The sequence below is a fragment of the Bradyrhizobium retamae genome (assembly GCF_001440415.1).
GTDB lineage: Bacteria > Pseudomonadota > Alphaproteobacteria > Rhizobiales > Xanthobacteraceae > Bradyrhizobium > Bradyrhizobium retamae.
The window spans coordinates 63,952-88,359 of record NZ_LLYA01000057.1; the positions used below are offsets into that span (position 1 = coordinate 63,952).

Below are 24,408 nucleotides of genomic sequence, written 5' to 3' on the forward strand. Positions count from 1 at the left end.
GCCCGGGCAAAAGGCGCGCAGCGCTGTCTTCGCCCCAATGTCCCGGGCATCCACGTCTTGCATTGTGAAAATTGTCTTAGGGCGTGGATGGCCGGGACGAGCCCGGGCATGACGCAAAGAGGAAAATACCATGACTGAAATTCGTGTTCCGACGCTCGGCGAGTCCGTGACGGAAGCCACCATCGGCCGCTGGTTCAAGAAGGCCGGCGACGCGGTGGCGGTGGATGAGCCGTTGGTCGAGCTCGAGACCGACAAGGTCACCATCGAAGTGCCGGCGCCATCCGCCGGCGTGCTCGGCGAGATCGCGGCCAAGGACGGCGAGACCGTCGCCGTCGGAGCGCTGCTCGGGCAGATCAATGAAGGTGCGTCCGGTGCCGCCAAGCCGGCCGCGGCCGCGCCCGCCAAGGCCGCCGCTCCGGCTGCAGCGCCCGCCGCTGCCCCTGCTGCGGCTCCGAAGGCTGCGGCAGCAGATGCGCCGCTGGCGCCGTCGGTGCGCAAACTTTCCGCCGAGAGCGGCATCGATGCCGCGACCGTGCCCGGCTCGGGCAAGGACGGCCGCGTCACCAAGGGTGACATGCTGGCCGCGATCGAGAAGGCGGCGTCGGCGCCGACCCCGGTCAATCAACCGGCCGCGTCCGTGCAGGTCCGTGCGCCGTCGCCGGCCGATGATGCCGCGCGCGAGGAGCGTGTGAAGATGACGCGGCTGCGCCAGACCATCGCGCGGCGGCTCAAGGACGTGCAGAACACGGCCGCGATGCTCACGACCTTCAACGAGGTCGACATGAGCCACATCATGGCAATGCGCGCGCAGTACAAGGACGTGTTCGAGAAGAAGCATGGCTCGAAGCTCGGCTTCATGGGCTTCTTCACCAAGGCGGTGGTGCAGGCGCTGAAGGACATCCCGGCGGTCAATGCCGAGATCGACGGCACCGATTTGATCTACAAGAACTACTACCACATCGGCGTCGCCGTCGGCACCGACAAGGGCCTGGTTGTGCCTGTGGTGCGTGACTGCGACCACAGGTCGATCTCCGACATCGAAAAATCGATCGCCGATTTCGGCCGCCGCGCGCGCGACGGCCAGCTCAAGATCGACGAGATGCAGGGCGGCACCTTCACCATCACCAATGGCGGCATCTACGGCTCGCTGATGTCGACGCCGATCCTGAACGCGCCGCAATCCGGCATCCTCGGCATGCACAAGATCCAGGAGCGGCCGATGGTGGTCGGCGGCAAGATCGAGGTGCGCCCAATGATGTATCTGGCGCTGTCCTACGATCACCGCGTGATCGACGGCAAGGAAGCGGTGACGTTCCTGGTGCGCGTCAAGGAAAGCCTGGAGGATCCGGCCCGCCTGGTGCTGGATCTCTGACACAATACGCTTGCCGGCGTCGGCACTCGCCTGCGCCGCAAGCCGTGGATCGTGCACGTTGATTTGTGGGGCCTGATGTGACGGACAAGGTTGTTGTGATCACCGGCGGCAGCCGCGGCATCGGCCGTGCGGCCGCCATCGCCGCCGCCGCGCGCGGTTTTCGCGTCGTGGTCGGCTACGCCAGCAATGAGGCCGCGGCGAAGGAAGTCGTTTCGCAGATCGAAGGCAAGAACGGCAAGGCGATCGCCGTGAAATGCGATGTCGGCAGCGAGGCGGACATTCTCGCGCTGTTCAAGGCCGCCGACGAATTCGGAACGCTTGGCGCGCTCGTCAACAATGCCGGCATTGTCGGTCCGTCGATACGGGTCGAAGACATGTCGGCCGAGCGCATCCAGCGCATGATGGCAGTCAACGTCACCGGCAGCATTTTATGCGCGCGCGAAGCCGTGAAGCGGATGTCGACCCGCAACGGCGGCGCGGGCGGCGTCATCGTCAATCTTTCTTCGGTGGCGGCGAAACTCGGCTCGCCCAATACGTATGTCGATTATGCGGCGTCCAAGGGCGCGGTTGATTCCTTCACCATCGGCCTTGGCTATGAGGTTGCCGGAGAGGGCATTCGGGTCGCCGCGATCCGGCCTGGACTGATCGATACGGATATTCATGCTTCCGGCGGCGAGCCCGACCGCGCGCATCGGCTCGCGCATATGGTGCCGATGAAGCGGGTCGGCACTGCAGAAGAAATCGCCAATGCCATCGTCTGGTTGATTTCGGACGAGGCTTCCTACGTCACCAGCGCCATCCTTGATGTATCGGGCGGCCGGTAACACCTGACACCTTATCTCAGCTACAGGACTTCATCATGGCTTCCTACGATCTCGTCGTCATCGGCACCGGTCCGGGCGGATATGTCTGCGCGGTGCGCGCAGCGCAACTCGGCATGAAGGTGGCCGTGGTCGAGAAAAACGCGACGCTGGGCGGCACCTGCCTCAATGTCGGCTGCATGCCGTCGAAGGCACTGTTGCACGCCTCCGAAATGTTCGAGGAGGCCGCGCATTCCTTTGCCAAGATGGGCGTCAGCATTTCCGCGCCAAAGCTCGATCTGCCGGCGATGATGAATTTCAAGCAGCAGGGCATCGACGGCAACGTCAAGGGCGTCGAGTTCCTGATGAAGAAGAACAAGATCGATGTCCTCTACGGCGCCGGCAGGATTCTCGGCGCCGGCAAGGTCGAGGTCAGCGCTAACGGCAAGTCCCAGACGGTCGAGACCAAGAACATCGTTATCGCCACCGGCTCCGACATCGCGCGGCTGAAGGGCATCGAGATCGACGAGAAGCGCGTGGTTTCGTCGACCGGCGCGCTGTCGCTTGAGAAGGTGCCGGAGAGGCTTCTCATCATCGGTGCTGGCGTGATTGGGCTGGAGCTCGGCTCGGTCTGGAAACGGCTTGGCGCTGAGGTCATGGTCGTCGAATTCCTCGATCGCATCCTGCCCGGCATGGACGGGGAAGTCGCCAAGCAATTCCAGCGCATTCTCGAAAAGCAGGGCTTTGCATTCAAGCTCGGCGCCAAGGTGATGGCCGTCGACGCTTCCGGCAAGACGTTGAAGGCGACGGTGGAGCCGGCGGCGGGCGGCGCAGCGGAAACGATTGAGACCGACGTGGTAATGGTCTGCATCGGCCGCGTGCCCTACACCGAAGGGCTCGGCTGCAAGGAAGCCGGCATTGCACTCGACAATCGCGGCCGCGTGCAGATCGACGGGCATTTTTCGACCAGCGTGAAGGGCGTTTATGCGATCGGCGACGTCGTGGCGGGACCGATGCTCGCGCACAAGGCCGAGGACGAAGGCGTCGCCTGCGCCGAAATCATCGCAGGGCAAGCGGGCCACGTGAACTACGATGTTATCCCGGGCGTCGTGTATACCACGCCGGAAGTGTCATCGGTCGGCAAGACCGAGGAAGAACTGAAGCAGGCCGGCGTCGCCTACACCTCAGGCAAATTCCCGTTCACCGCCAACGGCCGCTCCAAGGTCAACCAGACCACTGACGGTTTTGTGAAGATTCTCGCGGATGCGAAGACCGATCGCGTCCTCGGCGTGCACATTGTCGGCCGGGAGGCCGGCGAAATGATTCATGAAGCCGCGGTCCTCATGGAATTTGGCGGTTCTGCCGAGGATCTGGCGCGGACTTGTCATGCGCATCCGACCCGCTCGGAAGCAATCAAGGAAGCCGCGCTTGCGGTCGGCAAACGCGCCATCCATATGTGACCGGACCCGGTACATGCCGAATTCAAGAAGCGGCTATTCTCGAAAAGACCATGCTTGAACAAAGAGATCGAGCGGAGCGACCAATCAAGGACCTCATTCCGCTTTAGAGGTCACGATCGATGATGCGCCGCCTGCTTCAGCCGTTCTGGGTCCTGCTTGCGGTCATCTTCCTGATCGAAGCCTGGCTGTGGGATCATCTCGAGCCGATCGTCGAGCGCATCGTTGCGCTGATTCCGCTTCGCGCCTTCAAGCGATGGCTGTCCGATCGGGTCGATGCGCTGTCGCCGGCGATGACGCTGATCGTATTTGCCGTGCCGGTGATTCCGCTGTTTCCGCTCAAGCTGGTCGGCTTGTGGCTGCTGGCGAACGAATACTGGGTGAGCGCCGCCATCGTCATCGTATCAGGCAAATTCCTCGGCGTCGGCGTCACCGCGTTCATCCTCGACGTGACGCGGCCAAAGCTGCTGCAAATGGCGTGGTTCAAGAACCTCTATGAGTTCGTCATGGCGATGCGCGCCAAGGCGGCGGCGCTCGTCTATCCGATCAAGCAGCGCATCCGGAAGATTTTGCGCGGCGACGGTGTTAGCTGGTCATCGCGCATGCTGCGCACGATCGCGCGTTTCCGCAAGAGCGTGCACGAAGCGCGGTAGCCTCTCACTGTCGTTGCCCGGCTTGACCGGGCAATCCAGAGAAGCTTGAGCCGAAAGGCCGCGGCGTACTGGATCACCCGCCTTCGCCTTCGCGGGTGATGACGAACCCCCGCCGCTCAATGCAAATGCAAAAGATGTGGCGCGTAGAGGCCGAGCGCGGTGATGCCGATGCCGGCGATCGCCAATATGCCGGAGACCCAGGCCAGCACGATCATGCCGGTGATGATGGTGGCCGACGCCAGTACGATGCCGATCTGGAAGGCGGCTGAAGCGATTTCGTAGTGGTGATATTTTGCGGTTGCCTCGTCGCGCTCGTGCTCGGCGTGCTTGGCGCGTTTTGCCAACTCTTCCGAACCTTCGCCGGTCTCCGGCTCCGAGCGATAGCGCTGCGCAGTCTTGTTCCAGTCGTCGATCTGCTTCTGCAGCGCCGCCTTTGCGCCATCGTCGCCGACGGTGCCGAGGCTGAGCTTGGCGTGTTCGGCGGTGGCCTGCACCACGGTGCGGCGGATGCTCTTGGCCTGGAAGAATGCCCAGAGATTCGAAGCCTCGACATTCTTGCTGATGGCTTCGGTCTGTGCGCCCTTGCCGAGCGTTTCCGACAGCGCCAGAAACAGGGCGATCACCGCGATCAGCAGCGCGATCTTCTTGTTCGACCCCGAAGCGTGCTCGGCGTGCTCCGCATGCTCCATGCTTTCATGTGCGCCCATTTATTCCCCTCTCCGATAAGATCCAAGCCCACGATTGACCGAACGTCCAGTTCAACGCAAGCGGTAGCAGTTATTTGAACTGATGCATTAAGGGATTTTTTTGTCAGCTCTCTTACGGTTTCGGCATGACATTCGCGGAATTCATTGCTGCCTGCTTTTGGCCGCTCGTTGCGCTGTTTGGCTTTCTGCTGACTAGGACCAGGGACCGCATACTGAGCCGGTGGTTTTTGACCGCTGCTCTTGTTGCGGGTTTCAGCTATTTTGGCCTGTGGGTTCTTTATCCGCAAAGTTCGATCATTGCGATCCTCAACTTCTATCTCCTAGGCGGACTCTTCGGGCTTTATGCGTTTGGTTGGGGCTGCAACAGTCTGCAATTCAAAAAGCCGATCGACGTTAAGAATAATCTGAAGGGGATTGGCATTCTGCTTTTTGGCGCGGTAATAGTCTGGTTCTTCATGACAACCGTGTATCAGGACCTGTTCCAGGAGCGCATTGTGCTCGAAGGCCGTGCACAGAATCCGAGAAACCAAGCACGCTATCGCGGACTGGAGCACGTCGTGGATATTGCAGGTCGCACGGTGAAAGCGACAACACCCGTCTACGAACGTCTGAGGCTTCTGCCCTATGTGCGGGCCGAAATCGGTAGAGGCTCGAACTATATTTACAAGGTCGAGTATCGGTCCAACTGATTTGAAACATTATCCGCGCGGATGCGCGCTCTTGTACACTTCCAAGAGCCGCTCGCTGTCGATCCCGGTGTAGATCTGAGTGGTCGAGAGCGAGGCGTGGCCGAGCAGCTCCTGGATCGCGCGCAGATCGCCGCCGCGGCTGAGCAGGTGGGTTGCGAAGGAATGCCGCAGCGCGTGCGGGGTGGCGCTGTCGGGTAGCCCCAGCGCGCCGCGCAGTCGCTCCATGGTGAGCTGGATGATCCGTGGAGAAAGCGGTCCGCCGCGCGCGCCGACGAAGATCGGGCCGGCCGGCGGCAATGAATGCGGGCACATCGCAACGTAATCGGCGATCAGCGCCAGCACGTTTTGCAGCACCGGCACCATGCGGGTCTTGTTGCCCTTGCCGGTGACGATAATAACGTCGCCTTCGCCCGGTTTGGGCACGTCCTGGCGTTTCAGTCCCAGCGCTTCGGAGATACGCAAGCCTGATCCATAGAGCAGCGCCATTACCGCGGCGTCGCGCGCGAGAATCCAGGGATCACGTTCCTCGCCGGCGCGCTCGTCGGCATCGGCAAAGCGCCTGGCGGCGGCCATCTGGATCGGCTTCGGCAGGCTTTTTGCAATTTTGGGCGCGCGGATCGCGGACAGAGCTCCGACCTTGCCTTTGCCCTCCCGTTCGAGGTAGCGGCCGAACGAACGCAACCCCGCCAGCGCCCGCATCAGCGAGCGCCCGGCGATGTCGTCGGCACGGCGCATCGCCATGAAGGCCCTGACGTCGGTGGCTTCCAGCGCCGCAAATCGTTTCAGCGTGACTCTGCCGCCCCAATGTTCAGCGAGGAAAATGAGGCATTGGCGGAGGTCGCGGGCGTAGGCTTCGAGCGTCTTTGGCGACAGCCGCCGTTCGGCGCGCAGATGCGTCAGCCAGCGTGTCATCTCCCGCGCGAGGCCCTCGTCGGCGCATTCGAGCTCGACCGCTTGCAGTGCCGGAACTTCCTTGGCCATCATCCTTGCTTTCGAGAGCTTGTCTTGAGAGCTCGTCTTGGAGACGGTGATTCAGCGCATTATATCGCACCTCTTTCGTTTACCGTTCGCTAACCGCTCGGAGCGGCGCTAGCTTCCCTCCGGATACCTCAAGCCTGATTCCCCCTGATGGACCACGCCACCCGCCAAACCAGCTCATCGGCCTCGTCGACCCGCGTCGTCGACGTGCTGGTGCCGGTCGCACTCAATCAAAACTATTCCTACCGCGTGCCGCGCGGCATGGAGCTGAAGGCGGGCGATGTCGTCTGCGTGCCGCTCGGGCCGCGCGAGGTGGTGGCGGTGGTGTGGGCGGAGAACGCCAATCCCGATCCGCGTCTGCACAACCGCCTGAAGGACGTCGGCGAAAAGCTCGACGTGCCGCCGCTCAAAGAGGAGTTGCGCAGCCTCGTCGATTGGGTCGCCAATTACACGCTGTCCGCGCGCGGCATGGTGCTGCGCATGGCCTTGCGGATGGGCGAAAACCTCGGGCCCGAACGGATGCGCCTCGGCGTGCGGCTGGTGGGCCCAGCGCCGCAGCGCCTGACGCCGGCGCGGCGGCGGCTGATCGAGGTGCTGTCGGACGGCCTGCTGCACGGCAAGTCGGATGCGGCGCGGGAGGCAGGCGTCAGCTCAGGCGTGGTCGACGGCCTCGTCGACGAGGGGACCCTCGCCGTCGAGGCGATGCCGCCGCCATTGGCGCCGCCGGCGCCCGATCCGTCCTTTGCGCAGCCGGAATTTTCCCACCAGCAGCGCGGGGCGGTCGACATGATGCGCGCGCTTGCCGCCAACGGCACGTTCCACGTCGCGCTGCTCGACGGCGTCACCGGATCGGGCAAGACGGAAGTCTATTTCGAGGCGATTGCGGAAGTCGTCCGGCGCGGCAAGCAGACGCTGATCCTGATGCCTGAGATCGCGCTGACTGGGCAATTCCTCGACCGCTTCGCCCAGCGTTTCGGCGTGCGTCCACTGGAATGGCACTCCGAACTGACGCCGCGCACACGGCAGCGCAATTGGGCGGCGATATCGGCGGGTGAAGCGCCGGTCGTGGTCGGCGCGCGCTCGGCGCTGTTTCTCCCCTATGCGGATCTGGGTCTCATCATTGTCGATGAGGAGCACGACCAGGCCTACAAGCAGGACGATGGCGCGCATTACCATGCCCGCGACATGGCAGTTGTGCGCGCGCATATCGCCAGAATCCCGATCGTGCTGGCGTCCGCGACGCCGTCGCTCGAAACCGAAGTCAACGCGCGCAAGGGGCGCTATCAGCGCGTCGCGCTGCCGTCCCGCTTCGGCGGCCAACACATGCCGCATATCGAAGCGATCGATTTGCGACGCGCCCCGCCGCCGCGCGGCCGCTTTATCTCGCCGCCGCTCGCCGAGCAAATCCGGTTCGCGATCGAGAAACGCGAACAGGCGCTGTTGTTTCTGAACCGCCGCGGCTACGCGCCGCTGACGCTATGCCGCGCCTGCGGCCATCGCTTTGCCTGCACCATCTGCGACGCCTGGCTGGTGGACCATCGGTTTCGCCAGCGGCTGGTCTGCCACCATTGCGGTTTCTCGATGCCGCGCCCGAATATCTGCCCGCATTGCCAGGCTGAGGAATCGCTGGTTGCGGTCGGCCCCGGTGTCGAGCGCTTGCAGGAGGAGGCGGCTGCGCTGTTTCCGGAAGCGCGCACTATGGTGCTGTCGAGCGATCTGATCACCTCGATCGAGACCATGCGCAGCGAGCTGAACGAAATCGCCGAAGGGCGCGTCGATATCATCATCGGCACGCAACTGGTCGCGAAGGGCCATAATTTCCCGCGACTCAATCTGGTCGGCGTGGTCGATGCGGATCTGGGGCTCGGCAATGGTGATCCGCGCGCTGCCGAGCGCACGTTCCAACTGCTCAATCAGGTGATCGGGCGTGCGGGGCGCGACCAGGGCCGCGGCGTCGGGTACTTACAGACCCATCAGCCTGAACATCCCGTGATGAAGGCCTTGGTCGCCAATGACCGTGAGGCGTTTTACGCCAGCGAAATCGATTCCCGCGAGCGCACCGGCTATCCGCCGTTCGGTCGGCTCGCCAGCCTGATCATTTCTGCAGGCGACCGGCCGACTGCGGAAGGCTTTGCGCGCCGCCTCGCCGCTGTGGCGCCAATCGACGAGCGCATCCAGGTGCTGGGACCGGCCGAAGCGCCGCTTGCGGTGATCAAGGGCCGCTATCGGTTCCGGATCCTGGTGAAGTCGCTGCGCAACGTCGACCTCTCGGAATATTTGCGCGAGTGGCTCGCCGGCGGTCCGAAGACCAAGGGCAATCTCAAACTCGAAGTCGACGTCGATCCGCAGAGCTTTCTATGAGCTGGCGCTTCACCCTCCCCTGGAGGGTAAACAAAAACCTGCCGTCATTTGTGACGGCAGGCATTTGTTGCCGCGGAAAGTTCCGCGACGCTTACGCAACGCAACGCTTACGCGATCTGATGGACCGGAAAACGGCGCGCGATCGCGCGCCTTAAGAGACGACCTCGGCGGTGACGTGGCCGACGCCGGCGCCGGTCAGGCCGATGGCCCGGGCAGCACCCTTGGACAGGTCGAGCACGCGTCCCTTGATGAAGGGACCACGGTCGTTGATCGTGACGATCACGCTCTGGCCACGATGGGTGACGCGGAGCTTGGTGCCGAACGGCAGCGAGCGGTGGGCTGCGGTCATGGCATTCTGATTGAAGCGCTGTCCAGAGGCGGTCTTGCTGCCGGATTCATTGCCGTAAAACGAGGCCTTACCCGAGAAGCCGCCGCGCCCTGTGCTCTGGGAGCCGATCGAGGCATTGGCGTCCAGCCAGTTGCCGCCAGCCGTCTTGGCCTTGCTGGCGTGATGGTGGTGGTGATGGCGATGATGCCTGGATTTTGCAGAAGCTTCGGTGACGGCGCCACCGACCAGGAGAGTTGCGGCGATCAAGGCGAGCGCCCTACGCGACCGGGTTAGAGTTCCCGGCAGCACGTTACTGGTATGCAACATTAAACTAGTCCCTCAGATAGTATTTGCCACATACGTGACAAATGGAACCCCCGTCCCAACTTCAGAGGGCCGTTTGATGAGGCAATGAGGCATGAATTGGGCAGTAAATCGGGAATGTATCGCGTTGACATATCTTGTTACCGTCGAGCGATATTCCGTAATCTTGCACGTTAATAGATTTTTAATCAACTCAATACTTATTATTACTTAACAATACAGTCATCACACATCGAGTGAAGATCTGCGCAAGTAATGATCAAATGGAGGCGGGCCGCCCGTTTGGTTCCGAACGCTAGCGGTCATAGCGGCCATGCAAATATAGGTGGAACAAATCGGCTGGTCGGGACCGCTCCAGATCGCCTGCAGCCGCCGGTCAAAATTCCGGCGACTGATTCCATCAAGCTGCATTCGACCGGGCCTGAAAATTGACATGCAACAAGGCATCGCCCGCATGCGCCGTCATGTTGCACCTGCGCGCTTGCTATGTTAGCAAAGCCGCGATTTTAACGATCCCGGCACCTCTCGTGCCGGTCGAAAATCGAAGTCCCGCTTGAATTCCAAGGGCTTGGATCGCTAGGCGCCGCTACCCGTGGCGACGGTTTTTCCCTTGCGAGTTTGACATCTGAAAAGAGCGACTCTGTGGCTGCTGAAGATCCGTCCGTTTCGGGAGTGTCCGGCCGTTATGCTACGGCCTTGTTCGAGTTGGCGCGCGAGGAGAAATCCGTCGACGCGGTAAGGGCCGATCTCGATAAATTCGAGGCCATGCTAAACGAAAGCGCCGATCTCAAGCGCCTCGTCCGCAGCCCTGTCTTCTCGGCAGATGCGCAGGCCAAGGCGCTCACTGCCCTGCTCGACAAGGTCGGAATTACCGGCACTTCCGCCAAATTCCTTAAAGTGTTGACCGCCAACCGCCGGCTGTTTGCAGTGGCCGATGTGATCCGCGCCTTTCGCGCGCTGGTGGCGAAGTTCAAGGGCGAGGCGACCGCTGACGTCACCGTCGCCGAACAGCTCAGTGACAAGAATCTCGACGCGCTGAAGACCGCACTGAAATCGGTGACGGGCAAGGACGTCGCGCTCAACGTGAAAGTCGATCCCTCCATCATTGGCGGCCTTGTGGTCAAGCTCGGCAGCCGCATGGTGGATAGCTCACTTCGCACCAAACTCAATTCGATGAAGCACGCGATGAAAGAGGCAGGCTGATGGACATCCGCGCCGCGGAAATTTCCGCGATCCTCAAGGACCAGATCAAGAATTTCGGCCAGGAGGCTGAGGTCACCGAAGTCGGGCAGGTGCTGTCCGTCGGTGACGGTATCGCCCGCGTCTACGGTCTGGACAACGTCCAGGCCGGTGAAATGGTCGAGTTCGAGAACGGCACCCGCGGCATGGCGCTGAACCTCGAAACCGACAACGTCGGTATCGTGATCTTCGGCGCCGACCGCGAGATCAAGGAAGGCCAGACCGTCAAGCGCACCCGCGCCATCGTCGACACGCCGGTCGGCAAGGGTCTGCTCGGTCGCGTCGTCGACGCGCTCGGCAACCCGATCGACGGCAAGGGCCCGATCCAGGCCACCGAACGCAAGCGCGTCGACGTCAAGGCGCCCGGCATCATTCCGCGCAAGTCGGTGAGCGAGCCGATGGCGACCGGCCTCAAGGCGATCGATGCGCTGATCCCGGTCGGCCGCGGCCAGCGCGAACTGATCATCGGTGACCGTCAGACCGGCAAGACCGCGATCGCGCTCGACACCATCCTGAACCAGAAGCCGCTCAACGCGCAGCCGGACGAGAACATCAAGCTGTATTGCGTCTACGTCGCGATCGGCCAGAAGCGCTCGACCGTTGCCCAGTTCGTCAAGGTGCTGGAAGAGCAGGGCGCGCTGGAATATTCGATCATCGTCGCCGCCACCGCGTCCGACCCGGCGCCGATGCAGTACATCGCACCGTTCACCGGCTGCACGATGGGCGAGTACTTCCGCGACAACGGCATGCACGCCGTCATCATCTATGACGACTTGTCCAAGCAGGCCGTCGCCTACCGCCAGATGTCGCTGCTGCTGCGCCGCCCGCCGGGCCGCGAAGCCTATCCGGGCGACGTGTTCTACCTGCACTCCCGCCTGCTCGAGCGCGCGGCGAAGCTCAACAAGGACCAGGGCTCCGGCTCGCTGACGGCGCTGCCGGTCATCGAAACCCAGGCCAACGACGTGTCGGCCTACATTCCGACAAACGTGATTTCGATTACCGACGGTCAGATCTTCCTGGAAACCGACCTGTTCTTCCAGGGCATCCGTCCCGCGGTGAACGTCGGTCTGTCGGTGTCGCGCGTGGGCTCCTCGGCGCAGACCAAGGCGATGAAGAAGGTCGCCGGCAAGATCAAGGGTGAGCTGGCGCAGTACCGTGAAATGGCGGCCTTCGCGCAGTTCGGCTCCGACCTCGACGCTTCGACCCAGCGCCTCCTGAACCGCGGTTCGCGCCTGACCGAACTGCTGAAGCAGCCGCAGTTCTCACCGCTGAAGATGGAAGAGCAGGTCTGCGTGATCTGGGCCGGCACCAACGGCTATCTCGACCCGCTTCCGCTCAACAAGGTGCGCGCCTTCGAGGACGGTCTCTTGTCGCTGCTTCGCGGCAAAAACGTCGACATTCTCAACGGCATCCGCGACAGCCGGGATCTCTCTGACGATCTCGCCGGCAAGCTGAAGACCGTGGTCGAAGGTTACGCCAAGACATTTTCTTGACGATTTTGCCGTTGAGGCCCGGCTCCTAGCCGGGTCCGACGAAAGAGTGGCTTGCGGTCGGATCCTCGAGGTCTGATCGCCGGGGTGAACTGAGAATGGCTTCACTTAAAGACATGCGGGTCCGCATCGCCTCGACCAAGGCGACGCAGAAGATCACCAAGGCGATGCAGATGGTCGCGGCGTCGAAGCTGCGGCGCGCGCAGAGCGCCGCCGAAGCGGCCCGGCCCTACGCCGAAAAGATGGATGCGGTGATTTCCAACATCGCCGCTTCTGCCGCCGGCTCGCCCGGCGCTCCGGCGCTGTTGGCCGGCACCGGCAGGGATCAGGTGCATCTGCTGCTCGTCTGCACCGGCGAACGCGGCCTGTGTGGTGCGTTCAATTCGGCAATCGTGCGTCTGGTCCGTGAGCGCGCGCTGTCGCTGATGGGCCAAGGCAAGGACGTCAAGATATTCTGCGTCGGCCGCAAGGGCTACGACCAACTCCGCCGCACCTTCGATAAGCAGATCGTCGAGCACGTCGATCTGCGCGGAGTTCGCCAGCTCGGCTTCGTCAACGCCGAAGATATTGCCAAGAAGATCCTGGCACGGTTCGAAGCCGGCGAGTTCGACGTCTGCACGCTGTTCTATTCGCGTTTCAAGTCCGTCATCGCGCAGATTCCGACCGCCCAGCAGGTCATTCCGTTGGTGGTCGAAGAGCGGGCCGCCAATGCCGGTCCGTCGACCGCTTACGAATATGAGCCGGAAGAAGACGAGATTCTAGCTCGGCTGTTGCCGCGCAATCTTGCGGTGCAGGTCTTCCGCGCGCTGCTGGAAAACAACGCCTCTTTCTACGGCGCGCAGATGAGCGCGATGGATAACGCCACCCGCAACGCCGGCGAAATGATCCGCAAGCAAACCCTGGTCTACAACCGAACCCGTCAAGCCCAGATCACCAAGGAGTTGATCGAGATCATCTCCGGCGCCGAGGCGGCGGTCTAGCGCACGAATCAACCGACGGTCGTCCAAGTATAGAATTTCGAAGGAGAGCAATTCATGGCCACAGCAGCTAACCAGATCGGTCGCGTCACCCAAGTCATGGGCGCCGTTGTCGACGTGCAGTTCGAAGGTCATCTGCCGGCCATTCTCAATTCGCTGGAGACCAAGAACGGCGGCAACCGCCTGGTGCTGGAAGTCGCGCAGCACCTCGGCGAGTCCACCGTGCGCACGATTGCGATGGACGCTACCGAAGGTCTGGTGCGCGGTCAGGAAGTAACCGACACCGGCGAGCCCATCGCAATTCCGGTCGGTGATGGCACGCTCGGACGCATCATGAACGTCATCGGCGAACCGATCGACGAAGCCGGTCCAATCAAGTCCGAAGGCAAGCGCGCCATCCATCAGGAAGCGCCGACCTACACTGACCAATCCACTGAGGCCGAAATTCTTGTGACCGGCATCAAGGTCGTCGACCTGCTCGCTCCCTACGCCAAGGGCGGCAAGATCGGCCTGTTCGGCGGCGCCGGCGTCGGCAAGACCGTGCTGATTCAGGAGCTGATCAACAACGTCGCCAAGGCCCACGGCGGTTATTCGGTGTTCGCCGGCGTCGGCGAGCGTACCCGCGAAGGCAACGACCTCTATCACGAGTTTATTGAGTCCAAGGTCAACGCCGATCCGCGCAATCCCGATCCGAGCGTGAAGTCAAAATGCGCGCTGGTGTTCGGCCAGATGAACGAACCGCCTGGCGCCCGCGCCCGCGTCGGCCTCACAGGTCTGACGGTTGCTGAGCACTTCCGCGACCAGGGCCAGGACGTGCTGTTCTTCGTCGACAACATCTTCCGCTTCACGCAGGCAGGCTCCGAAGTGTCGGCGCTGCTCGGCCGCATCCCTTCGGCGGTGGGCTATCAGCCGACGCTCGCTACCGACATGGGTGCGCTGCAGGAGCGCATCACGACCACGCACAAGGGGTCGATCACCTCGGTGCAGGCGATCTACGTGCCGGCCGACGACTTGACGGACCCGGCGCCCGCCACCTCGTTCGCCCATCTGGACGCGACCACGGTGCTGAGCCGCGCGATCTCGGAAAAGGGCATCTACCCGGCGGTGGACCCGCTCGACTCCACCTCGCGCATGCTCTCCCCACTCGTTGTCGGAGAGGAGCACTATCAAACCGCGCGCATGGTTCAGCAGGTGCTGCAGAAGTACAAGTCGCTGCAGGACATCATTGCCATTCTCGGCATGGACGAACTGTCGGAAGAGGACAAGATTGCGGTGGCCCGTGCCCGCAAGATCGAGCGCTTTCTGTCGCAGCCGTTCCACGTCGCCGAAGTCTTCACCGGCTCGCCGGGTAAGTTCGTCGATCTCGCCGACACCATCAAGGGCTTCCGCGGCCTCTGCGAAGGCAAGTACGACCATCTGCCGGAAGCGGCATTCTACATGGTCGGCACCATCGAGGAAGCCGTCGAGAAGGGCAAGAGGCTGGCTGCCGAGGCGGCCTAAGGAGCGAACGGCGAATAGGGAGTAGCGAATAGCGCTGCTCCCGTTCTTCGCCACTCGCTATTCGCTACTCGCTACTCGCAGGTTCTCCATGGCTACCTTTCATTTCGATCTCGTCTCGCCCGAAAAGCTCGCCTTCTCCGGCGAAGTCGATCAGGTTGACGTTCCCGGCGTGGAAGGCGATTTCGGCGTACTCGCCGGACATGCGCCGGTCGTGGCAGCGGTTCGTCCGGGCATTTTGACGATCACCGCGGACGGCGCGCACCAGAAGATCATCGTGCTCGGCGGTCTTGCCGAAATGTCGGAAAACGGACTGACCGTGCTGGCCGACGTCGCTACCTCGATGGCCGAAGTCGATCGCGCGCAGTTCGCCGAGACCATCGCCGAGATGGAAGCCAAGCTCGCCGAGAAGGAAGGCACCGAGCTCGATCACGCCATCGAGCGGCTGGACCACTTCAAGAGCATCCAGATCGAGCTCAACGCCACCGCTATGCACTAAGCCCCGGGGCACCGCTCCGGGGCGTAGTGAGGGTCCTGATAACGCCAGCGCTCGTCACACCGTGACGGGCGCTTTGCGGCAGTATTTCTCTCCTAACGCTGGTGCCCGGGCACGGCTCGGCATCGCTCCAGCTAACGTCGCTGAACCGAGCCGCCGCTGTGGCTGCTGCTTGCTTCGGTGGCCGGTCCAACCGCAACGGTAACGGTTTGCGGCGCGCCGGAACGCTCAACGGTCAATCGCACCTGTTCGCCTATCCGCGCGAGTCCGATCCGGTTTCTCAACTGCGCGGCAGAGTGAATGGGGCGGTCGTCCGCCTTTAGCACGATGTCGCCCTTACGCAGGCCTGCCAATTCGGCCGGCGAGCCCGGGCTGACTTCGGCAATCCGCGCTCCCGCGCTGCGTCCGCCGTCGGCCGCGGGATTTAGTTCGCGCAGGGAGATGCCGATCCGGCCACGCTCCACGCGGCCGTTCTCGACAATCTGTTCCATCACGCGCCGCGCCATATTGACGGGGATCGCAAAGCCGATGCCAACATTGCCGCCGGCCGGCGAAATGATCGCTGAATTGATGCCGACGAGCTCGCCCTTCAGATTGACCAGCGCGCCACCCGAATTACCCGGGTTGATCGCAGCGTCGGTCTGGATGAAATCCTCATAGCCCTGTTTACCGAGCCCGGTCCGGCCGAGTGCACTGACAAGGCCCGAGGTCACCGTCTGGCCGAGGCCAAACGGATTGCCGATGGCGAGGACGAAGTCGCCGACTTCGAGCGCGTCGCTGTCGCCGAATGCGATCGCCTTCAATGCGGACGGAGATTGAATCCGCAACACCGCAATGTCCGTGCCGGGATCGCGCCCGACCACCTTGGCCGAGAGTTGTCGGCCGTCCTTGGTCTTGATCTGAACTGTGGCGACCTGGTCGACAACATGGTTGTTGGTCAGGACATAGCCTTTCTGCGCGTCGACGATGACGCCAGAGCCGGTGGCGTTGATTTCCTTCTCGAGCTGCTTTGGGACGTCGAAAAACTCGCGGAACAGCGGATCGCGATAGAGCGGGTTGTCCTGACGAACCTTGCCGTGGACGGCGATGTTGACCACAGCCGGGGTGACCTCGCGAACCAGCGGCGCCAACGTCGGCACCGTGCCGCCGGTTCGCAGGTTCGGAATTTGTCCCGAGGCCGGAGCTGCAATAGTCGCGGCGCCGAGCAGGCCCGCCAGCACAATCGCGAAAAGTCGGTTCACGTGGGTTCTCGTCCGCGGATTAAGAAGAGTTCGGATCAGGAGCCGGCTTGCGGTGCCGCGCCGTGCTGCAAGGCTAGCCATGCCGGTGCCCACAAGGCGGCTGCGTGGTTGACCCATGCAATGGCCAAAATGGTTGGTGTCAGCATGATGAGAGCCCCTGCAATACGGTTTTCCAACGCGGCCGGCATCGCGTGCTGATTTCGGCACGCGGCCGGAGTTCTTCGTCGCCGTCAAGCTGGCGCAGAGCGGCGAGGATGTCGGCGAGGCGGATGGTGTGATCCATGCCCGGAATCTCGCGCAGGCTCGGGCAGGATTCGACCGCGAACATGTCGGATGCCCACGACGACAAAATCACCCGCTTCTCGGCGTCGGAAAGCTGCTGGTCGTTCAATACTTCATTTGGGGAGCCGTAATGTGCGGCGGGATGAAATAACGCAAATTCAGTGGTGCTCAGATCGGCCTTGCTCATCGACGCGTCTCCTTGCTCTCCTTTCGATCGAGACGTTGGTGGTAGTGGCGACGGCGTACTGCGCCGCCGCCACTCTCGTTAGTGATTGACGATGGGGATACGCTTGACGGCCGAACGGGCCTGTTCAGATTTCGGCAGCGTGATGGTCAAGATACCGTCATGGAATTTGGCCTCGGCCTTGTCTTCTACGACGCCGTCGAGCGGGATCTGCCGTTCGAACGCGCCATAATAGCGCTCGGTGAAGTATTTGCCGCCATTGTCGGTCCGCTCGGATTTCTTCTCGCCGCGCAGCGTCAGAACGCCATTGGCGATCTCGACCTGGACGTCCTTTTCCGTCAGTCCGGGCAGCTCAGCCGATATCTTCAGCTCCTTGTCGGTTTCGTTGAGCTCGATGCTTGGCCATCCGAAGCGACCTTCCATCAGCGGAGTGCCGAAACGGGCAGGCGTCGCAAAACCGCGGAAAACCTCATCGAACAGCCGATTCATCTCCCGGTGCAGGGTGAAGAAGGGATCGAAGCTGCCGCGCGTGGGCACAAGCTCCTGGTTTCTCGACCAGGGGATCAGATCACGAAAAGCCATAATGTCCTCCTTACAGAGATTGCTGATGTTGCATTGGCTCGCGCGCGGCCGGTTATCCGCGCGCCGAGCCCGCATTGCCGAAGCGGCTTAAGCCGCCTTCTGCTCGATCTGGTGGGAAGCGCCGGCGTTGCCGATCGGGATGCGCCGCGGCTTCATCGCGTTAGGCACTTCGCGAACGAGATCGACGATCAACAGCCCGTCCTTGAACGAGGCCTGCTTGACCTGCACATAGTCGGCGAGATTGAACAACCGCCGGAACGGCCGGGCCGCGATGCCGTGATAGAGGTATTCGCGTTGCTCGGCGTCGGGCTTCTTGTCCTCGATGATCAGCGTGTCGCGTTCTGCGGTTACGTCAATATCGTCCATGCCGAAACCGGCAACCGCGAGCGAAATCCGGTAGGCGTCTTCGCCGCAGCGTTCGACATTAAAGGGCGGGTAATTGTCGTCGGCCGAGTGCCGCAAGCTGCTGTCGAGCAGGTCGGCCAGATGATCGAAGCCGATCGTGGAACGCCACAGGGGCGAGAAGTCAAAGGTCCTCATAACCAAGTCCTCCTAAGAGCAAGATGGATACGAAGGAGCGTCGGACACCGTCCGGCGCCCGCTCAACTCGCCGGACCCAGGCTGGCATCCGGCACCGCTGTCGGCGGCAGAAATCGAATTAGAGATCGATCGAAAAGTTTCAAGACCGGCGGGCCAACTTTTGGGGTCGCGCCGTCACGCCGGTGGTCGATGCTTAGTCGGGCGTCAAGCCGCCCGATCCCGATCCCGGTCCCGCCGATGCCGAAGGCGCCGTTCGCACGACTGGGTGAGGCCGGTCGCGCGCAACCGTTTGCCCGATGCGGGGCCCGCGCAGAGCCTGCATTTCATTCGGCCTTTGGCCGATGGCGAGCAGCATGAACAAGGTTCGGTAACCCTGATAGCGGGCGGCCAGCCGGCTGCGTTCTCGGCCGCTCATGATCGGTCTGCCGTTCTCGTCTGTTACCCGCCATTCCCAACTCCGGCGGCGCTTGGTTACGGTTACGTCCTTCATGTCAGACAAACATTGGGTCACGCCGGTTATTCCCGGCCTTGGCTGGATCGGTCGATGAGCGGCACGCGGCAATGGACATCTCAGGCCGCCGACGAGATCGGCGGCTCCGGTCTGTGAGAATGCTGTTCCAGGGCCTGGGAAGTGAGCGGAAATGTAGAGGCAGCGAGTCTTTCCAGAGCCGACTGTTCTTCGAAGAGCCGATTTTCGATGTACTGCTGTTCAAGCTCTGTCAGCCTGGTTTTAAGAAGCCGGCGATAACGGTCGATATTGTCGCGATGCGTACGCAAACGGGCCAGTTTTTCGTCGATCATCTTCGTCATCCCTTGACGGTCGCTCTATCGTTCCTCTGAGTGGGTTCGGCGGACAATCCGCTTTGCGCAAAAAATATTCAGCAACGAGCCACTGTCAAGCGCCTCGCATCCGCCGTCTCGCAGACGCAGCCTAAATCTAGGGTTCTGATTGAATCTAGCGGGCGAATTCCGCGAACTGCTGCACCACCATCCGGTACACATCGCGCCGGAACGGCACCACGAGGTCCGCGACACGGTCGAGCCGTTCCCAGCGCCAGGAATCGAATTCGGCCGGCTGGCCGTTGCGCTGCGTCAGCGGGTCGATCTCGTCGTCGCGGCCGGTGAACCGCAACGCGAACCATTTCTGCCGCTGGCCGCGGAATTTCGCCAAGCGATGGTCGACCGGCCCATCATACGGCGGAAATTCGTAATTCATCCAATCGGTCTCGCCGAGGTATTCGGCGCTGACCGCCCCAGTCTCTTCCCAGAGTTCGCGCATGACGGCATCGCGCGGGTTCTCGTCGGCGTCGATGCCGCCCTGGGGCATCTGCCATTCCAGACCCGGCAGGATGATTTCCGGCCCGTCGTCACGGAAGCGGCGGCCGATCAGCACCCGACCAGAGGTGTTGAACAACGCGATCCCCACGTTGGGGCGATAGGGTTTATTCTCGGTCATGGGCTTTGAGCGGCGCTGATGGACAGAGTTCGAGCAACCACACTAACCGCCCGCAAGGCTAGCGAATTCCTTGACCACGCGCTCGTAGACCGGCCGCTTGAACGGAACGATCAGGTTAGGGAGGTTCTTCATCGGCTCCCAGCGCCAGCTAACGAATTCGGCCTTGTGCCCGCCGCCGGGGCTGGCGACGTTGATCTCATTATCCTTGCCGGTGAAACGCACCGCATACCATTTCTGCCGTTGCCCGCGATAACGGCCCTTCCAGGCGCGGCCGGCCACCGTGCGTGGAATGTCGTAGATCAGCCAATCCGGGACTTCGCCGAGCTTCTCCACCGAGCGAACGCTGGTTTCCTCGTAAAGCTCGCGCTTGGCGGCTTCCCAAGTATCCTCGCCGGGATCGACCCCGCCCTGCGGCATCTGCCAGACGTGGGATTCGTCGACATGTTCAATGCCGCCAGCGCGCCGGCCAATGAAAACCAGCCCGGCTGCATTGATCAGCATCATGCCGACGCAGGTCCGGTAGGGCAGGTCCTCGTAGCGCGCCATTTCCGTCAGGACTCCTATTAGCTGCAGCAAGTCACCCGCAAACCGGCCGGGGCGGCGCAATCCGAGGGAGCCCGGATTGCTGCCATCAGGTTGATCTCTAGCCCGATTTTGATTTCAGCATCGCCGTTGTCAATGGCACAAGCATGATGCCGCGGGCCTCAAGAGTCTTGATCCAGGCGGCAATCCGCTCGATCGAAACCGGCAACGCCGAGGCGACGCCCACGGCCAGTCCGCGCTCCTTGGCGAGCGTCTCCAGTTTCACCAGCGTCCGGTCGATTTCGGCCGAGGTCGGCACGGCATCGATGGTGAAATCCGCCTTGGCGAAGGGCATCGATTGGGCTGCCGTCAGCGACGGCGCGGCGCTCCGCGGCGAGGAGCCGTCATCGAGATAGCCGAGGCCGCGCTTGGCTGCCTCCCGGATGATCGGCTGCATCACGGTGTCAGTGGCCGTGAAACGCGCTCCCATGAAATTGGCAATCCCGGCATAGCCCTGGAACCGGCTGAGGTGCCAGTACAGCCGGTCGATGTTCTGCTCCGACGTCAGCGTCGTGAGCAGGGTCTGCGGGCCGGGATCGTTATCGGGATAATCGAACGGCTCCATTGGAACCTGCAGCAGGATCTCGTGGCGCTGCGCGCGGGCCCGCTCGGCCAACTTGGCGGGATCCGCCCCATAAGGGGTAAACGCCAGGGTCACGGCCGGCGGCAGTTTCATGATGGCATCGGTCGTCTTGGCAGCGCCGACGCCGAGGCCACCGATGACGATAGCGACCACCGGCATCTTCGCGGCCTTGCTGCGGTCGGCGTCGGCCGCGTAGACAGTGAAGGGTTTCAGACCGTCGGCAACCGCCGGGATCATGCCGTAGCGTGAGTTTTCGAGGAGCCGCTGATCGATGCCGGCCATCGCGGTTGCCGGCCCGGAGTCTGAGCCGGACTTGTCGGCTGCATCGCTGCCGATCACGACGTCTTGGCGCTTGCCGCTGGAGCCATCGATGATGGTGACGGTCTTACTATCACCCTTATTGTCGCCGGCCGGGGCCTGCTGTATCGGACTTTTTGCGGCCTGTTCGGTGTGGCTGGAAGCCGCCGGCTGCTTGTCGTCCCCCGCAGGCCCGCGCAATGCGACGTGGGCGACGGGCTCGCCACCCAACGGATTGTCGTTAAACAGAGCGACCGTCAGGAAAGCGACCAGGAACAGGCCGAGCAGCATGGCCAGCGCCTGCACCGCGGTGAACGGCAGCCGAAACCGCCGCTTCTGGCGCTCCGTCTTCTGTCCAAGCGGCGTGCTCAGTTCGTCGGCCGTTTCCGTCATAGACCTCCCCGAATCAACCTCGCCGACGATACCACGAGGAGTCCGGTTCGAGCGCTGCGCCGCGCGTAAAAGCCGCCTCGCCGGGCGCCGGACGGGTCAGAACCGCAACAAAAAAGGCGGCCCGGAGGCCGCCTTTCCCGGAAATTACGGGGCTATGATCAGTTCGCCGCCTTGGCTGGCTTGTCGACTGCCGCCTTGTCGCCGGTCGCCGGTGCGCTGCTTGCCGTCGACTTGATGCCGTGCAGCAGGTCGGCGGCGGTCTTCAGCGCCTTATCGTCCTTGGCGTCGGGCGGCACGTAGGATTGCGAGCCGGTCTTCTCGTCGCCGTCGGTCTTCAAATGGCCACGCAGCGAGGCCTCACCCTTGGTGTCGGTGCGCGCCTTCAATTCGTCCGGCACGTCCTGCAGCACCTCGATATCGGGCACGATGCCCTTGGCCTGGATCGACTTGCCCGACGGCGTGAAGTAGCGCGCGGTGGTGAGGCGCAGCGCGCCGTTGCCGCTGCCGAGCGGGATGATGGTCTGCACCGAGCCCTTGCCGAATGAGCGCGTGCCGACAAGCGTCGCGCGCTTGTGGTCCTGCAGCGCGCCGGCGACGATCTCGGAAGCCGAAGCCGAGCCGCCGTTGACCAGCACGATGATCGGCTTGCCCTTGGTCAGGTCGCCCGAATGGGCGGCGCGGCGCTGGGTTTCCTCAGCGTTGCGGCCACGGGTCGAAACGATCTCGCCGCGCTCCAGGAATGCGTCGGAAACGGTGACCGCTTCCTCCAGCAGGCCGCCGGGATTATTGCGCAGGTCGATGATGTAGCCCTTCAGCTTGTCGCCGATCTGGTTCGAGAGGTTGCCGATCTCGCGCTTCAGGCCTTCGGTGGTCTGTTCATTGAAGGTGGTGACGCGGATATAAGCGATGTCGTCCTGTTCGACGCGCGCACGGACGGAGCGGACCCGGATGTTGTCGCGCACCAGCGTCACTTCGATCGGAACGTCCTGGCCCTTGCGGATGATCTTGAGACGGATCTTTGTGTTGACCGGTCCGCGCATCTTCTCGACCGCCTGGTTGAGGGTGAGACCCTGCACGGCTTCGTCGTCGAGATTGGTGATGATGTCGTTGGCCATGATGCCGGCCTTCGACGCCGGCGTGTCGTCGATCGGCGAGACGACCTTGATCAGCCCATCTTCCATCGTGACCTCGATGCCGAGCCCGCCGAATTCACCGCGGGTCTGCACCTGCATGTCGCGGAAGCTCTTGGCGTCCATGTAGCTGGAATGCGGATCGAGTCCGGTCAGCATGCCCGAGATCGCCGATTCGACCAGCTTGGAGTCGTCGGGCTTCTCGACATAGTCGCTGCGCACGCGCTCGAACACGTCGCCGAACAAATTGAGCTGGCGGTAGGTGTCCGACGTCGCAGCACGCGCACTCGATCCCATCAGCACGGAACGAGGCTGCGTGACGAAGAGCGTCAAAGCCGCACCGGTGGCGGCGCTGAGAAGAATTACAGAAGTCTTGCGCATCATCCGCGAACCTTTTCGCCTTCACTTGCGGCCCACCATGGGCCAGAGTCAATTGGAGTGCCGTCCTTGCGGAACTCGACATAGAGCACCGGCTGGCTCGCGGTCGTCGCGAGAATGGATGCGACTTGGGACGTCGTTCCCATGGTCGCGACCGGCTCTCCCGTAAGTACAAACTGGCCGATGTTTACCGAAATGCGCTCCATCCCGGCGATCAGGACATGATACCCGCCCCCGGCATTAAGGATCAAGAGTTGTCCGTAGCTGCGGAAGGGTCCGGCATAAACAACCCAGCCGTCACACGGTGTTGTGACCTGAGCTCCGGCGCGTGTCGCCAAAGAAATGCCTTTTTCCACGCCACCCGCGCCATCGGAACCGCCAAAATTGCGAATCTTGCGGCCATTGACCGGCAAGGCGAACAGCCCCTTGGCGGAGGCAAAGGCGATCGCCGGGCTCAGCCGGGCGGGGTCTTTCAATGCTCCCAGATTGGGCTTGCCGCTCGGGGCAGCCGGGGTGCCCTGCAGGCTGGCGGTTGCGGCCGCCTTGGCGGCGCTCTTCAAATCTTGCTCCATTTTCGCGATCAGGCCTTGCAGACCGTCGACCTGCCTTGACAGGTTGATGGCGCGTGCGCCTTCGGCCTCCATGTCCTTTTCGATCGCGCTCTGCTTGCGCTGTCGTTCTTCCACCAGCGCAGCCAGTCTGACAGAATCGTCCTGCAACCTGTCGCGGTCCCGGGCCAGCACGTCGCGCTCGGTGGCGATGGTCTTGCGCAAGTTCACCAACTCGCCGAGATCGGTAGCGAGTTTCTCCGCACGTCCGCGCAGTTCGGGGACGACCGATCCGAGCAGCATGGCGGTGCGCAGCGATTGCAGCGCGTCCTCGGGCCTGACCAGCAGTGCGGGCGGGGTGCGCCGTCCGGCACGCTGCAAGGCGGCCAGCACCTCGACGATTTCGGCGCGCCGTGAATCGAGCGAAGCGCGGATCTGCTGCTCGCGGACATCGAGCGGGCGCAGCCGCCCCTCGGTCTCGCCGATGCGTGTCTCGACGTTGCGAACCTGGGTGGCGATGTCGATCAGTTGCTGGTTGAGCTTGGAGCGGTCCTGTCCGATCGCCGCGATATCGGCCTTCAGCTTTTGTTGCAGCTCGGCCGCCTTGCGCTGCTGCTCGCGTGTGGCCTCCAGTTCCTGCTCGCGCTGCTTGATGGCATCGGGGGAAACGGCGGTCGCTTGCTGCGCGGTCGCCGAGGATTGCGCGACCGCCGGCGAAAGCGACGTCACGGCAAGGCTTGCGGACAGCAGGATCAGGGGAAGTGAGACGGCTGACATCAGCGCGCCGCGCTCGGCGGTGCCAGGGTAGGAATGAATGTTCCGCGTTGAGTGCATCCGGCCTATT

General features: G+C 62.7%; 25 protein-coding genes. 11 read left to right on the forward strand and 14 right to left on the reverse strand.

Going from position 1 to position 24,408, the window contains the following annotated elements:
• Positions 1-130 precede the first annotated feature (130 nt).
• From odhB to CQ13_RS08795, 4 genes are all read left to right on the forward strand, one after another.
• Positions 131-1,372: a 2-oxoglutarate dehydrogenase complex dihydrolipoyllysine-residue succinyltransferase gene (gene odhB / locus CQ13_RS08780; RefSeq protein WP_057842591.1), complete on the forward strand. Its 1,242-nt coding sequence runs from the start codon at positions 131-133 to the stop codon at positions 1,370-1,372.
• A gap of 77 nt (positions 1,373-1,449) precedes the next feature.
• Positions 1,450-2,196 carry an SDR family oxidoreductase gene (locus CQ13_RS08785; protein WP_057842592.1) on the forward strand — a complete coding sequence of 249 codons (747 nt, stop codon included), beginning with the start codon at positions 1,450-1,452 and terminating at the stop codon, positions 2,194-2,196.
• A 35-nt stretch (positions 2,197-2,231) separates the two neighbouring features.
• Positions 2,232-3,632 carry a dihydrolipoyl dehydrogenase gene (gene lpdA, locus CQ13_RS08790; RefSeq protein WP_057842593.1) on the forward strand — a complete coding sequence of 467 codons (1,401 nt, stop codon included), beginning with the start codon at positions 2,232-2,234 and terminating at the stop codon, positions 3,630-3,632.
• A 119-nt stretch (positions 3,633-3,751) separates the two neighbouring features.
• Positions 3,752-4,282: a hypothetical protein gene (locus CQ13_RS08795; protein ID WP_057842594.1), complete on the forward strand. Its 531-nt coding sequence runs from the start codon at positions 3,752-3,754 to the stop codon at positions 4,280-4,282.
• Between the two features lie 116 nt (positions 4,283-4,398).
• Here the strand turns inward: CQ13_RS08795 and CQ13_RS08800 are convergent, their stop codons facing one another.
• Positions 4,399-4,989: a DUF4337 domain-containing protein gene (locus CQ13_RS08800; RefSeq protein WP_057842595.1), complete on the reverse strand. Its 591-nt coding sequence runs from the start codon at positions 4,987-4,989 to the stop codon at positions 4,399-4,401.
• Between the two features lie 125 nt (positions 4,990-5,114).
• Between CQ13_RS08800 and CQ13_RS08805 the strand changes: the two genes are divergently transcribed.
• Complete coding sequence (locus CQ13_RS08805) at positions 5,115-5,678, forward strand: hypothetical protein (RefSeq protein WP_057842596.1); 564 nt, start codon at positions 5,115-5,117, stop codon at positions 5,676-5,678.
• A 9-nt stretch (positions 5,679-5,687) separates the two neighbouring features.
• On the opposite strand, the gene CQ13_RS08810 is transcribed toward CQ13_RS08805, so the two are convergent.
• A complete protein-coding gene (locus CQ13_RS08810; protein WP_430649668.1) occupies positions 5,688-6,662 on the reverse strand; it encodes a tyrosine recombinase XerC in 975 nt (324 codons plus the stop codon).
• A 144-nt stretch (positions 6,663-6,806) separates the two neighbouring features.
• Between CQ13_RS08810 and CQ13_RS08815 the strand changes: the two genes are divergently transcribed.
• Positions 6,807-9,017: a primosomal protein N' gene (locus CQ13_RS08815; RefSeq protein WP_057842597.1), complete on the forward strand. Its 2,211-nt coding sequence runs from the start codon at positions 6,807-6,809 to the stop codon at positions 9,015-9,017.
• Between the two features lie 151 nt (positions 9,018-9,168).
• On the opposite strand, the gene CQ13_RS08820 is transcribed toward CQ13_RS08815, so the two are convergent.
• On the reverse strand, positions 9,169-9,672 hold the full coding sequence (locus tag CQ13_RS08820; RefSeq protein WP_057842598.1) for a septal ring lytic transglycosylase RlpA family protein: 504 nt from the start codon (positions 9,670-9,672) through the stop codon (positions 9,169-9,171).
• A 639-nt stretch (positions 9,673-10,311) separates the two neighbouring features.
• On the opposite strand from CQ13_RS08820, the gene CQ13_RS08825 reads away from it, so the two are divergent.
• The 5 genes from CQ13_RS08825 to CQ13_RS08845 all read left to right on the forward strand — a co-directional run bounded on the left by CQ13_RS08825 (position 10,312) and on the right by CQ13_RS08845 (position 15,371).
• The gene (locus CQ13_RS08825; protein WP_057842599.1) at positions 10,312-10,872 is read left to right on the forward strand and encodes a F0F1 ATP synthase subunit delta; all 561 of its coding nucleotides are present in this window, start codon (positions 10,312-10,314) and stop codon (positions 10,870-10,872) included.
• Positions 10,872-12,401 carry a F0F1 ATP synthase subunit alpha gene (atpA, locus tag CQ13_RS08830; protein WP_057842600.1) on the forward strand — a complete coding sequence of 510 codons (1,530 nt, stop codon included), beginning with the start codon at positions 10,872-10,874 and terminating at the stop codon, positions 12,399-12,401. The genes CQ13_RS08825 and atpA overlap by 1 nt, the downstream gene beginning before the upstream one ends.
• Before the next feature lie 95 nt (positions 12,402-12,496).
• Entirely contained in the window at positions 12,497-13,378 is an 882-nt protein-coding gene (locus tag CQ13_RS08835; RefSeq protein WP_057842601.1) for a F0F1 ATP synthase subunit gamma, read from the forward strand.
• Between the two features lie 54 nt (positions 13,379-13,432).
• Complete coding sequence (gene atpD / locus CQ13_RS08840; RefSeq protein WP_057842602.1) at positions 13,433-14,875, forward strand: F0F1 ATP synthase subunit beta; 1,443 nt, start codon at positions 13,433-13,435, stop codon at positions 14,873-14,875.
• Positions 14,876-14,963: 88 nt separating this feature from the next.
• Positions 14,964-15,371 carry a F0F1 ATP synthase subunit epsilon gene (locus tag CQ13_RS08845; RefSeq protein WP_057842603.1) on the forward strand — a complete coding sequence of 136 codons (408 nt, stop codon included), beginning with the start codon at positions 14,964-14,966 and terminating at the stop codon, positions 15,369-15,371.
• A 131-nt stretch (positions 15,372-15,502) separates the two neighbouring features.
• Here the strand turns inward: CQ13_RS08845 and CQ13_RS08850 are convergent, their stop codons facing one another.
• The 11 genes from CQ13_RS08850 to CQ13_RS08900 all read right to left on the reverse strand — a co-directional run bounded on the left by CQ13_RS08850 (position 15,503) and on the right by CQ13_RS08900 (position 24,398).
• Positions 15,503-16,609, reverse strand: coding sequence for a trypsin-like peptidase domain-containing protein (locus tag CQ13_RS08850; RefSeq protein ID WP_057842604.1), 1,107 nt, complete (start codon positions 16,607-16,609; stop codon positions 15,503-15,505).
• A gap of 139 nt (positions 16,610-16,748) precedes the next feature.
• On the reverse strand, positions 16,749-17,078 hold the full coding sequence (locus tag CQ13_RS08855; protein ID WP_057842605.1) for a hypothetical protein: 330 nt from the start codon (positions 17,076-17,078) through the stop codon (positions 16,749-16,751).
• 78 nt (positions 17,079-17,156) lie between these two features.
• Entirely contained in the window at positions 17,157-17,657 is a 501-nt protein-coding gene (locus CQ13_RS08860) for an Hsp20/alpha crystallin family protein (RefSeq protein ID WP_057842658.1), read from the reverse strand.
• Between the two features lie 87 nt (positions 17,658-17,744).
• Entirely contained in the window at positions 17,745-18,197 is a 453-nt protein-coding gene (locus tag CQ13_RS08865; protein ID WP_057842606.1) for an Hsp20 family protein, read from the reverse strand.
• A 193-nt stretch (positions 18,198-18,390) separates the two neighbouring features.
• A complete protein-coding gene (locus CQ13_RS08870) occupies positions 18,391-18,612 on the reverse strand; it encodes a hypothetical protein (RefSeq protein ID WP_057842607.1) in 222 nt (73 codons plus the stop codon).
• 155 nt (positions 18,613-18,767) lie between these two features.
• Positions 18,768-18,998 (reverse strand): hypothetical protein, encoded by a 231-nt coding sequence (locus CQ13_RS40725; RefSeq protein WP_082637384.1) that lies wholly within the window; start codon positions 18,996-18,998, stop codon positions 18,768-18,770.
• Positions 18,999-19,152: 154 nt separating this feature from the next.
• Positions 19,153-19,653: an RNA pyrophosphohydrolase gene (locus CQ13_RS08880; protein WP_057842609.1), complete on the reverse strand. Its 501-nt coding sequence runs from the start codon at positions 19,651-19,653 to the stop codon at positions 19,153-19,155.
• Positions 19,654-19,695: 42 nt separating this feature from the next.
• Positions 19,696-20,199, reverse strand: coding sequence for an RNA pyrophosphohydrolase (locus CQ13_RS08885; RefSeq protein WP_057842610.1), 504 nt, complete (start codon positions 20,197-20,199; stop codon positions 19,696-19,698).
• 97 nt (positions 20,200-20,296) lie between these two features.
• Complete coding sequence (locus CQ13_RS08890; protein ID WP_057842611.1) at positions 20,297-21,508, reverse strand: divergent polysaccharide deacetylase family protein; 1,212 nt, start codon at positions 21,506-21,508, stop codon at positions 20,297-20,299.
• 158 nt (positions 21,509-21,666) lie between these two features.
• Positions 21,667-23,022: a S41 family peptidase gene (locus CQ13_RS08895; RefSeq protein ID WP_057842612.1), complete on the reverse strand. Its 1,356-nt coding sequence runs from the start codon at positions 23,020-23,022 to the stop codon at positions 21,667-21,669.
• A complete protein-coding gene (locus tag CQ13_RS08900; RefSeq protein ID WP_082637376.1) occupies positions 23,019-24,398 on the reverse strand; it encodes a murein hydrolase activator EnvC family protein in 1,380 nt (459 codons plus the stop codon). Before CQ13_RS08900 ends, CQ13_RS08895 begins: the two co-directional genes overlap by 4 nt.
• Between the last annotated feature and the right edge of the window lie 10 nt (positions 24,399-24,408).